Annotated in this window: 7 protein-coding genes; 4 read left to right on the forward strand and 3 right to left on the reverse strand. The window is 59.6% G+C overall.

The annotated features are described in order from the left end of the window. Positions 1-72: 72 nt before the first annotated feature. A complete protein-coding gene (locus ABIT76_10055) occupies positions 73-3174 on the forward strand; it encodes an autotransporter domain-containing protein (GenBank protein MEO7933488.1) in 3102 nt (1033 codons plus the stop codon). 69 nt (positions 3175-3243) lie between these two features. Here the strand turns inward: ABIT76_10055 and ABIT76_10060 are convergent, their stop codons facing one another. Beyond that, positions 3244-4083, reverse strand: a complete 840-nt coding sequence (locus tag ABIT76_10060) for an alpha/beta fold hydrolase (protein MEO7933489.1) — start codon at positions 4081-4083, stop codon at positions 3244-3246. Positions 4084-4166: 83 nt separating this feature from the next. Here ABIT76_10060 and gcvP point away from each other — a divergent pair, with 83 nt between their 5' ends. After that, positions 4167-7028: an aminomethyl-transferring glycine dehydrogenase gene (gcvP, locus tag ABIT76_10065; protein MEO7933490.1), complete on the forward strand. Its 2862-nt coding sequence runs from the start codon at positions 4167-4169 to the stop codon at positions 7026-7028. 224 nt (positions 7029-7252) lie between these two features. Here the strand turns inward: gcvP and ligA are convergent, their stop codons facing one another. Both ligA and ABIT76_10075 read right to left on the reverse strand, forming a co-directional pair. Continuing rightward, complete coding sequence (gene ligA / locus ABIT76_10070) at positions 7253-9397, reverse strand: NAD-dependent DNA ligase LigA (protein ID MEO7933491.1); 2145 nt, start codon at positions 9395-9397, stop codon at positions 7253-7255. After that, positions 9351-9782, reverse strand: coding sequence for a VanZ family protein (locus ABIT76_10075; protein ID MEO7933492.1), 432 nt, complete (start codon positions 9780-9782; stop codon positions 9351-9353). The genes ligA and ABIT76_10075 overlap by 47 nt, the downstream gene beginning before the upstream one ends. A gap of 407 nt (positions 9783-10189) precedes the next feature. Here ABIT76_10075 and ABIT76_10080 point away from each other — a divergent pair, with 407 nt between their 5' ends. Together ABIT76_10080 and ABIT76_10085 are read left to right on the forward strand one after the other, a co-directional pair. Further along, entirely contained in the window at positions 10190-10921 is a 732-nt protein-coding gene (locus ABIT76_10080) for a polysaccharide deacetylase family protein (protein MEO7933493.1), read from the forward strand. Next, the gene (locus ABIT76_10085) at positions 10918-13254 is read left to right on the forward strand and encodes a glycosyltransferase (protein MEO7933494.1); all 2337 of its coding nucleotides are present in this window, start codon (positions 10918-10920) and stop codon (positions 13252-13254) included. Before ABIT76_10080 ends, ABIT76_10085 begins: the two co-directional genes overlap by 4 nt. Positions 13255-13596 lie beyond the last annotated feature (342 nt).

Genomic DNA, 13596 nt, shown 5'->3' on the forward strand with positions numbered 1-13596 from the left:
GCAAAATAGCTCGATATAAATTCGGGCGAGGCTCGGAACCTGCTAGGTAATGTTAGGACTCGATTTAACATTATGACTTATTCCCCCCGCCGTTACTCACTCGTTCTCGCCGCAGCCGTCATGGCCGCCATCCATCCCGGAGCACAAGCCGTTGCTCCCGATCTCGGCGCGGCCAGCAGTTTTGCCGTTCTGGGCGGCTCCACGGTTACCAACACGGGTGTGACTAACATCACTGGCGATCTCGGCGTCAGTCCCGGCTCGGCAGTCACAGGATTCCCTCCCGGCGTCGTCACCGGCACCATCTATGCCAACGTGGCACCGGCCATTCAGGCCCATGCCGATACCATCACCGCCTACAACACTCTCACTGGCGAAACTGCCAACACCATCCTCACGGGTCAGGACTTGGGCGGTTTGACCCTCACTCCCGGCACCTATTTCTTTGCCACCTCGGCTCAACTCACCGGCACCCTCACCCTCGATCCGCAGGGCGATCCGAACGCGAAATTTCACTTTCAAATCGGCAGCACGCTGACCACGGCCAGCGCCTCCTCGGTTATCGTCTCTGGTGGCGGCTCCCTGGCCGACATTTTCTGGCAGGTCGGCAGTTCCGCAATCCTTGGCTCAAGCACCGCTTTTGAAGGAAATATTCTGGCTCAGACTAGCATTACACTCAACACCGGGGCTGGCATCGTTGCGGGACGCGCCCTCGCCATCGACGGCGCTGTCACTCTCGATACTAACAACATTTCCTTCCTCGTCCCGCCGAACTTCGGCACCTTCTGGAAAGGAGCCAACGGCAATCTCTGGTCGCAGAACAACTGGTCGAGCGATGCCACTGGTGTGGATGATCTCCATCTCCCGATCACTGGAGCCAACGTCGTTTTCTCCGTCACCGGCGTGACTCCTGTTAACCAAAACACAGTGCTCGATTTCGACGCTAACATCGACAGTCTTACGATTAACGATCCTGCCGCAGTCACCATTTCCGGTTCCAATACTCTTACCATCGCCGGCACCGGCGCGGTCACTGGAATCACCGTCAACTCGGGCGCAGGTCTGGCCACCATCGCGACTAACATCGTTCTCGCCGGAGCCTCCGATAACATCGCGGTGAACAACGCCGCCGGTCTGCTCATCAGCGGCAATATAGGCGGCGCGATTGGACTCACCAAATCCGGCACCGGAAAGCTCACTGTCACCGGTGCTAATAGCTACACAGGGGCTACAGTCATCTCCGGCGGCACTCTCCAGGTCGGCGATGGCACCATCGTTCGCGCGGCCCTGCCAGCAGCTTCCGCCGTCACCGTGGCTGCGCCCGGCACGCTGGCCATCAATCTAACCGACGGCAAAATTTTTTCTAACACCGTCGCCAACAGCGGCGTGGTCACCACGATTGCGGAGGGTACTAACACGCTCTCCGGCGTCATCAGCGGCACCGGCTCCTTTCATCAGAATGGAACTGGCATCACGATCCTCAGCGGCCAAAACACGTTCACCGGACTTACTCGTGTTAGCCAGGGAACCCTCTTCGTTGACGGCGCCGTCGGCGGCAGCAGCCGGGTCGATCACGGCACTCTCGGCGGCAGCGGCAGCATTGCGGGAAATGTAACCGCCCTGAACGACTCGAAAGTCAGCGCCGGCACACCAACCAATCCAGCGGGCACCCTGCGCGTCGGCGGAAACTATCAACAAGGCCCCGGCACCACTTACACGGCCTCACTGACGGGCCCCAATACTAACAATCTTCTAGCTATCAATGGCCGCGCACGACTGAATGGCACGCTGCATGTGAATTATATCGACGGCTTCAACGCTTCTCCCGGCGAGGAATTCACCGTTCTAACCTCACGCGGCGGTGTGGCCGGTCGCTTCAGTGAATTTGACGACAGCCATGCTACCGATTCCCTGCTAACATTGGGCGTCTTCTATCGTTCCAACTCGGTCCTGCTCAAGTTCACCCAGGGCTCCTTCCTTCTTCCTGAAGGCCTGACTCCTAACCAAATCGCCATCGCCACGGCCCTCGACAAACTCGCTGGCGATGATTCGACTTCCAGGCTAATCGCGGCCCTCGACCGGCTGCCGATCGATCAACTTCCCGGCGCTTACGACCGGCTCAGTCCAGTGGAATTTGCCGCCATTTTCGATAGCGGATTCGCCATTGCCAGGGAACAATCGGGTTTCATCGAGCGCCGCCTGGAAGATGTGCGCGACAACTCCAGAACTGAAGAAACCACCACTCAACCCGCGCAAGCTGAGAGCGATGGCAAGACGGTTTTCGATGACAAAGACGGCAAGCACATGATCGCGCCCGAAGGCAAAAATGTTCGCACGCGCGAAGTCGCCAACCTCGCACCCGAACGCCGCTGGGGCTTCTATCTCAATGGCGGCGCGGAATTCGTGAACATCGACAGCACCTCCCGCGCGGCCGGCTCCGACTTCAATGTTGGTAGCGCCAACCTCGGCGCTGATTACCTCCTAACCAATCACGTCGTCATCGGTGCGACGGTCGGTTATTCTCATGTTAGTTCCGACGGCAGCAACGGAGGCGAAGTCACTGGCGACGGCGCCAATGGCAATCTCTATGCGAGCTGGTTCGACCACGGTTTCTATGTTAACGGCATCGTCGGCGGCGGTCTTACTTCCTACGACACCGAGCGCAGGACGATCGGCGGCACGGCTCGCGGCGACACCGATGGCAGCTACTACACGGCGCTCATCGGCACCGGCTACGAACACCACATCGGCGGGCTGACTTTCGGTCCCATCGCCGCGTTGCAATACACCACTGTGAGTCTCGATGGATTCACCGAAACCGGTTCCCTCGCCCCCTTGCGCATCAGCGACCAGACCGAAAATTCCCTGCAGTCCCGCCTCGGTCTGCGCGCCTCCTATGCGTGGAAAGTGGGTGGGGTTGTCATCACTCCCGAAGTGCGCGCCCAGTGGCAGCATGAATTCCAGGACACCAGCCGCGGCATCACCGCCGGGTTTACGAAGGACTCGTCCTTCACCGTTCGCGGCCCGGAAATCGGACGCGACAGCCTCCTCCTCGACGCCGGAGCCTCGGTCCAATGGTGCCCACGCGTCTCCACCTACGCCTACTACACCGGCAACCTTGGCGCGACTAACTACAGCTCGCACTCGGTGAACGTCGGCGTGCGGGTGAGTTTCTAACCAAACGCTTCCTAACTAAAACGCCTGCCGGGTCCAAGCCTGCGCAGGCGTTTTTGTTTTGGAACACAGCTAATTTCTAGCGTCGCGCATCGCCTGCTGGATTTCCTTTGGGGCCTTCTCCAGCAGATCGTTGTGAGTGCCGCCGGCGACTTCCATATAAGTTGCAGTCGAACCTAACTCCCGCGCCAGGGTTCGGCCCATGATCGCGGGAATCGCCTCGTCGTCAGAGCCGTGAAAAATCCAGACGTGACCGCCGCGTTTTTGGAGTCCGGTGAGACGGGCGCGATTGTCGTAACGATGCCGCACCAGCCAGCCGAGCGGCGCACGGACCACGATGGAAGTCATCTCCATCGCACTCGTGAAAGGCGCGAGCAGAACGGCCCGGCGCAGGTGAAATTCCTCCACTCCCAGCAAGGCCGCCGCTGCTCCCAGCGAATGTCCAAACACAATCCCGCGAGTCCCGATCTCGGCCATCGGGAAACCGGTCGCGCGCGCCGCCACTGGGACGGCTTGCCGAATGTTTTCCTGAATCGCAGGCGGATTCGGAGTGCCGGGCGAGACGCCGTAACCCGGATAATCAACGAAGAGAAACGCGTCCTGCGACAGCCCGGAATAGTCCTGCAAGTCGGCCAGGCTGAGCGCCTCGCTGGCGTTTCCGGCGCAAACGATCCAGAGGCGCTCGGGCACGCGCTGGCCGGCTGCAGGCAGGAGCCAGGCGGTTTCGCGGCCGTGAGTCGTCTCGTACTCGACTCGTTTTCCACCAGATTGGAGAAACGCCGAAACGGTGGCCTCCGACGTGTGCCGCGGGAAATAAATCATCCGGCTCTGGAAGAAAAAGAGATACGCCAGCAGCAGCATCACCACGACAATGACGATGCGCAGGAGGGATTTTGTGAGCTGCAGAAACATGGCGAACGATGGCACTTTTCCGACGAAAGAAAAGAAACGCGCTTGTCTCAGGGCGGGCAGACTTTAACCTGTCCGCCTACGACATGGAGACTCTCGCCGCACCGCCAACCGCCGCCCATTCCACCCTCAACTCCGCCGCCGAATGGCCGCCGCTCGACACCTTTGCCCGGCGTCATATCGGACCCGATGAGGCGAGTCAGGCTGCGATGCTCGAAGCGGTCGGGGCCGAGTCGCTCGATGCCTTGATCGACCAAGTCGTGCCGGGAAAAATCCGCCTGCGCAGAGCCTTGCAACTCCCGACCGCGCTCGGGGAATCGGCGTCGCTGGCGGAGTTGAAATCCATCGCCTCTCGCAACCAAGTCTGGAAATCCTACCTCGGCACCGGCTATTCCGATTGCCTCACACCGCCTGTCATCCAGCGGAACATCCTCGAAAATCCGGGCTGGTACACCGCTTACACGCCGTATCAGGCCGAGATCTCGCAAGGCCGCATGGAGGCGTTGCTGAATTTCCAGACGATGATCATCGACCTCACCGGACTGGAAATTGCCAATGCCTCGCTGCTCGACGAGGGAACCGCCGCCGCCGAGGCGATGCACCTTTGCCAGTCGGTGAAAAACGACGCGACTTCCGACGTCATCTTCGTCTCCGAGAGTTGCCATCCGCAGACCATAGCCGTCGTCCAAACCCGCGCGCTGCCGCTCGGCATCGAGGTCATCGTCGGCGACCATCGGGAGTTTGATTTCACTGCGAAGCCCTTCGCCGTGCTCGTGCAATATCCGGCCACCAACGGCGCGATCTACGACTACGAAAACTTCGCCGCGCAGGCTCACGCCGCCGGGGCACTGGTGATTTGCGCCGCCGATTTGCTCGCGCTCACCCTGTTGAAACCGCCGGGCGAGTTTGGCGCGGATGTGGCCGTCGGCAGCTCGCAACGCTTCGGAGTACCGCTCGGTTTCGGCGGTCCGCACGCGGCTTACATGGCGACGCGCGACGCCTATAAACGCTCGCTGCCCGGACGCCTCATCGGAGTTTCAGTCGATTCCAACGGCAACCCCGCGATGCGACTTACCCTGCAAACCCGCGAGCAGCATATTCGCCGCGATAAGGCGACTTCCAACATCTGCACCGCCCAGGTTTTGCTCGCCGTCATCGCCTCGACCTACGCCGTCTATCACGGGGCCGAGGGCTTGCGCGACATTGCAAAACGCGTGCACGGTCTCACCAACCAGCTCGCCGAAGCCCTCCTCTTTCGCGGCTGGAAACTGGCCCATTCGTCTTACTTCGACACCATCGTCATCGAGGCTGGCGACGAGCAGGCGGCTATCGTCAGCCGCGCAGTCGAGTTCCATATCAATCTGCGCCAGTTTCCCAATGGCAACCTCGGCATTTCCCTCGACGAAACGACCACCGGCGAGGACATCGCGCTTCTCATTTCGATCTTCGGCGAGCACGGCGGAGAACCCACCGCGGAGAACGAGGGCCTGCCGGAAAACCTGCGCCGCACCTCCCCATTTCTCACGCATCCCGTCTTTAACACGCACCACTCCGAGACCGAACTCCTCCGCTACTTGAAGCGCCTGGAAAACCGCGATCTCTCGCTCACCACCTCGATGATCGCCCTCGGTTCCTGCACCATGAAACTCAACGCCACGGCGGAAATGTTCCCCGTCACCTGGCCCGAGTTTGGGCGGATTCATCCGCACGCGCCGCGCGAGCAAGTCGCCGGTTACCTCGAAATGTTCGATCAGCTAGAAAGCTGGCTCGCCGAGATCACCGGGTTCGCCGCCGTCTCCTTGCAACCCAACTCCGGCGCGCAGGGCGAATACGCCGGGCTCCTCACCATTCGCCAATACCACCTCTCGCGCGGCGACGCGGGCCGCACGGTCTGCCTCATTCCCACCTCCGCCCACGGCACAAACCCCGCGAGCGCCGTCATGGCTGGGTTCAAAGTCGTCCCCGTCGCCTGCGACGCCCACGGCAACGTCAACCTCGACGATCTCACGGCCAAAGCCGAGTTGCATTCCGCTCAGCTCGGCGCGCTCATGATCACCTACCCTTCGACGCACGGCGTTTTTGAGGAAGGCATCATCGGCATCTGCGAACTCATCCACCGTCACGGCGGCCAGGTTTACATGGACGGCGCCAACATGAACGCCCAAGTCGGCGTCTGCCGCCCCGGCGATTTCGGAGCCGACGTCTGCCACCTGAATTTGCACAAAACCTTCTGCATCCCCCACGGTGGCGGCGGCCCCGGAGTCGGCCCCATCGGAGTTGCAGCGCATTTGGCGGCGTTCCTTCCTAATAACGAACTAGCCGTCTCCGCCGCGACTTGGGGCAGCGCCAGCATCCTCGTCATTTCCTGGATGTACATCCGCATGATGGGCCCCGACGGCCTCACCTCGGCCACGAAACACGCCATCCTCAACGCCAACTACATCTCCATGCGACTCGACGCGTTTTTCCCCACGCTCTATCGCGGCCGCAACGACCGGGTCGCGCACGAATGCATCCTCGACGTGCGCGGGTTCAAGGCACGCACCGGGATCGAAGTCGAGGACGTGGCGAAACGTCTCATCGACTACGGATTTCACGCGCCCACCATGTCGTGGCCCGTCGCCGGCACCCTCATGGTCGAGCCCACCGAGAGCGAATCGAAGGAAGAACTCGACCGTTTTTGCGACGCCATGATTTCCATCTGGCACGAAATCCAACAGGTGGAATGTGGCCTGCTCGACCGCAAAAATAACGTCCTCAAAAACGCCCCGCACACTGCGCAATGCCTCCTCTCCGAGAAATGGGACCGTCCCTACAGCCGCGAATCCGCCGCCTACCCGACACCCGCCACGCGCGAGAGCAAATTCTGGCCGCACGTCGGCCGCGTGGACAACGTCTATGGCGACCGCAACCTCATCTGCTCGTGTCTCCCGATGGATAGTTACTGAAACCGACGTGTCCCTCCGGGCATCTGATTCGTCCGTCCTGACATCTACTTTACTCTCGTTACTAAGCTCCGGCTTGGTAACGCGCTTGTTCCCGAAGCTCCAGCTTCGTGTGGACTCGTTGGCTAACACGGCAAATAATGTCTATGAAGCTGGAGCTTCAAAAACAATCGCGTTCCCAAACTGGAGCTTGGAAACGAGGGTAGAACGAATGCCGAGGGTGGTTATTAGAACAAACTCGGTTGTTCCGGGGCGGGGGCGTCTTTGGCTAGGAGTGCTAACAATCCCGCCTCGTCTAACACAGTGACTCCTAACTCTCCAGCTTTGGTTAGTTTACTGCCGGCGTCTTCTCCGGCGACTAGGTAGTTGGTTTTTTTGCTCACACTGCCGCTGGATTTGCCTCCGGCGGTTCGGATCATTTCTTCGAAGACTTCGCGGGGCTGGCTGAGGGCGCCGGTGAGGACGAAGGTTTTGCCGATGATCGGGTGGTCGGCGGCGGCGATGGCGGGCGGGAGCGGGTGGTAGTTGTCGGATTGCGGATTGATTTTCAGTTCCCCCAAATGCTGGAGCATGGCCTGGCCGCTTTCGCTGGCGAAGAAGTCGAGGATTTCTCCGGCGGCGACCTGGCCGACTTCCTGCGCGATCTGGTGCGGGGCTAGGATGGGGTTGTCTTCCTTGCGTTTGCCTTTGGGCAGTGAGCGGAGTTCCATCAATATGGGCGAGGTGGCGAGCTCGGCGAAATTGCGGTGCAGGCGGGCGAGTTCGCGGGCGGCGGATTCGCCGACTTCGGGGATGCCGATGGCGAAGATCCAGCGGGAAAGCGGCATGGTGCGCGCGCGGTCGAGGGCGGCGAGGAGTTTCGCGCCGTTTTTCGGACCGAAGACGCGGGGTTCGTCGGCAGTGCCGAGGTTGAGCGTGCCAAGGGTGTCGAGATCGAGCTTGAAGAGGTCTAGCGGGTTGCGGACGAGGCCGCGTTCGACCAATTTGTCGGCCACGATGTCGCCGACGCCTTCGATGTCGAGCATTTTGCGGGCAGCGAAATGTTTCAACTTGGTGGAGGTCTGCGCCGGGCAATCGAAGCTAAAACAACGCCAGGCGACGAAGCCCTCTTCGCGGGCGATGGGTCCGCCGCAGGACGGGCATCGGTGGCCGATGCTGGCGGCGAGATCGTAGGGCTGGGCGTCGGCGGGACGTTTGGCGAGGACGACTTCGACGACGGCGGGGATGACTTCGCCGGCTTTCTCGATGATGACGGTGTCGCCGATGCGGATGTCTTTGCGCTGGATTTCCTCTTCGTTGTGCAGGGTGGCGCGGGCGACGCGGCTGCCGCTGACGACGATGGGCTCCAGATGCGCGACGGGGGTGAGGACGCCGGTGCGGCCGACTTGGATTTGAATGTCGAGGAGCCGGGTCTCGGCGCGTTCGGCGGCGTATTTGAAGGCCATGGCCCAGCGCGGGGCTTTGCTGGTGAAGCCGAGCCGTACGCGTTGCTCGAAGTTGTCCACTTTGATGACTGCGCCGTCGGTATCGTAGGGGAAGGTTTTGCGAACGCTGTCGAGCTCGCGAATGGCGGCCAGCATCGTTTCCGGCGAGTCGGCGGTACGTTTCCAATTGGAGACGGGCAATCCCCAGGCGGCGATCCGCTCCAGCGCGTCGGAATGTGATTCGAGTTCCATTCCATTCACCGCGCCGGTGCCGTAGAGGAGAACGGCGAGTCCGCGCTGGCGCACGAGTTCGGGGTCGAGCTGCTTGAGCGAGCCGGCGGCGGTGTTGCGCGGGTTGGCGTAGAGCGGTTTGCCGAGTTTTTCCTGGGAGAAATTAAGCTGGCGAAACGCCTCGTGCGGCAGATAGACCTCGCCGCGAATCTCGATCAACTCGGGGGCCGATTCGAGTTCCATCGGAATGGACGGAATCGTGGCGATGTTGCGCGTGACATCGTCCCCGACCCGGCCATCGCCCCGCGTGGCGGCGACCTCGAGTTTTCCATGTCGGTAGATGAGCGTGATGGCGACCCCATCAACTTTCGGCTCGATGACGACGGGGATGTTTTCGCCGGGCAGCAAACGCTGCATGCGCTGGTAAAATTCGATGGCCTCCGTTTCCGAATAGGTGTTGTCGAGGCTGAGCATGGGCGCGAGGTGCTCGAACTGCCGGAAACCCTCCAGCGCCTTGCCGCCGACCTTGCGAGTTGGGGAGGTATCGGAGGCGAGATCGGGGAATTCTTTTTCGAGATCGGCCAGTTCGCGCAGCAGGGCGTCGAACTCCTGATCGCTGATCGCCGACTGCGCCTCCTCGTAGTAGAGGCGGTTATATTCCTCGATCTGGCTACGGAGTTGTCGGATTCGGGCCTGAGCTTCGAGCGGAGTTGCCATGGAACCAGCAGTAAACAAAAGCCGCACACGATCCGCCAACCATATCCGCGATCCAATCGTAGAAATCCGCCCCCGACCGGCCCGGCGTGAAGAGCTGGTGCAATTCATCGCTGGCCCCGAAGAGCCCGATGCCGACCGCCGACGCCGCAAACAGCCAGATGCCGCGCAAACGGCTGGTCTGTCGTAGGGCGATCCCTAGAAATATGCCGCCGACAGAGTATGCGAGCGCATGGACCAGTTTATCCTGCGCGAGCAACTCCGAGGGCATCACTTCCAGATCGGTCGAAGTGAGCGACGACAAATAGAAAATCACCAGCGCCCAGCCGACGAAGGCGCTCCAGGCTTTGAACGGAGTGATGCGGATGAAAGAAGAGAAGCGCGACACAGGAATACGGTGGTTTCGCGGAGTGAATCAGACTGCGCCCACGATGGAAACGGGAAATCGCAGGAGCCGAAGTGTCGCTTTTTGCACAGCCGGAGCAGAGATCACATGCGGGCTGGCGTCTTTTGGGCGAAACGCCGCGGGTTCGAGTTTAAGCTCATTGCATTTTCCCTCCTCTTCCCCAGTAAATGAATCATCACCGTGATGTGGCATGGCGGGTGCTAAGATGCAGTCGTCCTCATTTTGGGTGGGACAAATCAAAGAACAGCCCGGTTGCAGGGAATTTTTGAGACAGCTCTTGGGGGGGAGCTTCTCAATAGGGCGCAACCGGGCTGATTCTATTTCAAGGCAGGTTGTTTTTGACTGTTAACGAGGGCACAGAGCGATAAGCTGCGCCGTCCATGCCAGCCATGCCTTCCCTGATTGTTTCCCTGCACGACGTGTCGCCGCAGACCTTCGCCGCGAGCCGGGAAATCCTGAGTGATTTGGATCAAGCTGGCATCAGCAAAGTCTCGCTCCTCGTCATTCCCAACCATCATCATCGCGGGCATTTCTTGCAGGACGCGGCCTTTTGCGAGTGGCTGCAAGCCATGGAAAAGCAGGGTCACGAAATTGTGACGCACGGCTACTTTCATCAGCGCGAGCGAACTGCTAGGGAATCCACCCGCGACAAAATGATCACCCGCTTTTACACGGCCGACGAAGGCGAGTTTTACGACATCAGCGAGACCGTGGCTTTGGAAAAAATGCGGCAGGCACAGGACGAGTTTGGCACTCTGGAAATCCACCCGGTCGGCTTCATCGCGCCCGCCTGGCTGCTGAGCGCGGACGCGGAAAAGGCCGCGCGCACCGCCGGCTTCCGCTACACCACGACCTTGCAGGAAATCCGCAATCTAACCAAGGCCACGGCACACCATTCGCAGTCGCTGGTTTACAGTGTTAGAAGCGGCTGGCGGCGAATCGTCAGCCTGGGTTGGAATCGCTTCTTGATGGCACGTTTGCAAGATAACCCTGTCACTCGACTCGGCATTCATCCGCCGGATTGGAAATATGCTAACATCCGCCGCGAAATCCTGCGGCTCGCCTCGCATCTCGCCTCGCGGCGCGAAGTGTCCACCTATGCGGAATGGACGGCCCGATGACTTCCCGGGTTGATCTTCACATTCATTCGAAATACTCCGACCGCTCTGCCGAGTGGTTGTTTCGGCGGCTGAACTTCCCCGACTCGTATTCCGCTCCACGGGAGTTGTATGCGAAGCTGAAGGAACGCGGGATGGACTTTGTCACCATCACCGATCACAACCGCATCGACGGCTGTCTGGAAATCGCCGATCTGCCCGGCACTTTCATCAGCGAGGAAGTCACCACCTACTTCCCGGAAGACCGTTGCAAGGTGCATGTTCTAGTCTGGGGAATCACCGAAAAGCAGCACGGCGAAATTAGCGAAGTCCGCGACAACTTGTTCGACTTCCATCGCTATCTAACTCGCGAAAAGATCGTCCATTCCGTGGCGCATCCGCTTTATCGGATCAACGACAAGCTGGAAACGAGTCACATACGAATCTTGCTCGAGTTGTTCACGCATTTCGAAGGCATCAACGGACTGCGCAGCGGCTTGCTCAGCTCGACCATTCAGCATGTGCTGGGAGCGAGTAAAATTCTCACTGGCGGCTCCGACGATCACGGCGGCATCTACCCCGCGAGAGCCTGGACGGAAACGAATCACGTGCAGACGGCTGCGGAGTTTCTGGAGCTGGTAAGAACTGGCGCGTGCCGTGCGCAAGGTGAGGCTGGAACTCCGCTCATTTTATCACACAGCCTCTACAACACGGCCTATCAGTTTGCGAAGGACAAGTTCTCCTCGCAGATGAATCCGAATGCGCGGTTTATCGAGAAGGCTTTCTCTCGGTTCATGGAAGGGCAGGATCCAACTCGCTTCACTCTGGGCGAGAAGTTGAACTTCCTCGCGCAGGGCGTGCTTTCCGGGAAGATTTTCGAACTCGCCAAGCCGGGAAATGTCTCGCTCTGGAAAGAGTATTCCGACTACTTCGGCGGCAACGATTTGCGCAAGGAACTAGCCCTTGTCACCAAGGACGTGGCCGAGCCAGAACGGCGCGCGTTTCTGATTTCTAACTTGTTCGCGAACCAGCTGGCGTTCCGGTTTTTTCTGAAGTTTGTTAAGCAGATTTCCTCCGGGAACTTTGTCGAGAGCGTGCAGAGCCTCACCGGCATGATTCCGATGCTACTCGCATTGAGCCCCTACTGGTATGCGTTCCGCAGCCAGTCCCCTTCCCGCGAATGGTTGCGCGAAGTGAGCCAGCAACTCAGCGGGAGTATTCCGAATACTCTCAAGAACAACAAGCGTGCGTGGTTTACCGACACGCTGGAAGACGTGAATGGCGTGGCGAACACCATTCGCAGAATGACCGCTGCGGGCGTCGCAGCGGGAGCGGATTTGTTAGTCGTCACCAGCCGCTCGGAGATCACGATTACGGATATTCCGATCAAGAACTTCGCGCCGATTGGGGAGTTTGAACTGCCCGAGTACGAGCTGCAGAAACTCAGCTTCCCGCCGATTCTGCACATGCTGGATTTTATTCAGCGCGAAGGCTTTACCGAGCTGATTATTAGCACGCCGGGTCCGATTGGCATCACCGCGCTCATCGCCGGAAAAATGTTAGGACTGCGCATCAGCGGCATCTATCACACCGACTTTCCGCAATACATTCGCATCCTCACCGATGACAGTTTTTTGGAGAGCCTGGCCTGGAGTTACATGCAATGGTTCTACTCGCAGTTCGACGTAATCCTGGTGAACAGCGAACACTATCGCAAAGCCTGGATCGAGCGCGGAATCGAGCCTCATAAGCTGCAAATCATGCCGCGCGGCTTAGACACAGTGCTCTTTAACCCGACTCACCGCGAGTCAAACTTCTGGGCCAAACACGGCAAACGCGACGAGGAAATCGGCCTGCTCTATGTCGGCCGCGTCTCACGCGAGAAGGACCTCGAAGTGTTAGTTAAGGCCTGCGACATTTTATCAAGGCAATCGGTCGCGTTCCGTCCGCTGATCGTCGGCGACGGACCGTTTCTGGAGGAATTGAAGAAGCTCCTGCCGACGGGTTGTTTCACCGGCTATCTCGCCGGCATCGAACTCGCCCGCGCATACGCCTCGGCAGACATCTTCGTCTTCCCGAGCACCACGGACACGTTTGGAAATGTAATCATCGAAGCCCAGGCAGCGGGCTTGCCGTGCGTCGTTTCCGACACCGGCGGCCCGATGGAATTGATCACGCATGGCGAGGACGGCTTCATCACGAAATCGCTCGATGCACACGATTTCGCGGCAGCGATGGAGCAACTGATGGTGAACCCCGAGTTGCGCCAAACAATGTCAGCCCGCTCGCGGACCCGTGTCGAGAAACGCGACTGGAGCGAAGCCTTCGCCAAGTTCTGGGCCATGTCGCCAGAGTAAGTCGAATCTGTTGCAAGCGCGATGCGCGTTTTACCTGAAGTGGGCCACCAAGGTTCGTGCGCGGGTCGCCGTAAATTTATAATAGGCACTTCTGCTGACGATTCGATTGTTCTCCGTCCAGTTGACAAACTTTTTTCCTGACTTGGGAATAGCTTTAACCGTCACCACTTTACCTGTGGCATAGGTTCCTGAACCATAAGCTTTTCCCTTGCTAGAAGGACTAGGCAGTGCCCGGAGAGAAAGTGTCGGTGTCGGTGTCGGTGTCGGTGTCGGTGTCGGTGTCGGTGTCGGTGTCGGTGTCGGTGTCGGTGTCGGTGTCGGTGTCGGTGTCGGTGTCGGTGT

The sequence above is a fragment of the Chthoniobacterales bacterium genome, assembly GCA_039930045.1.
Taxonomy (GTDB): Bacteria; Verrucomicrobiota; Verrucomicrobiia; order Chthoniobacterales; family DASVRZ01; genus DASVRZ01.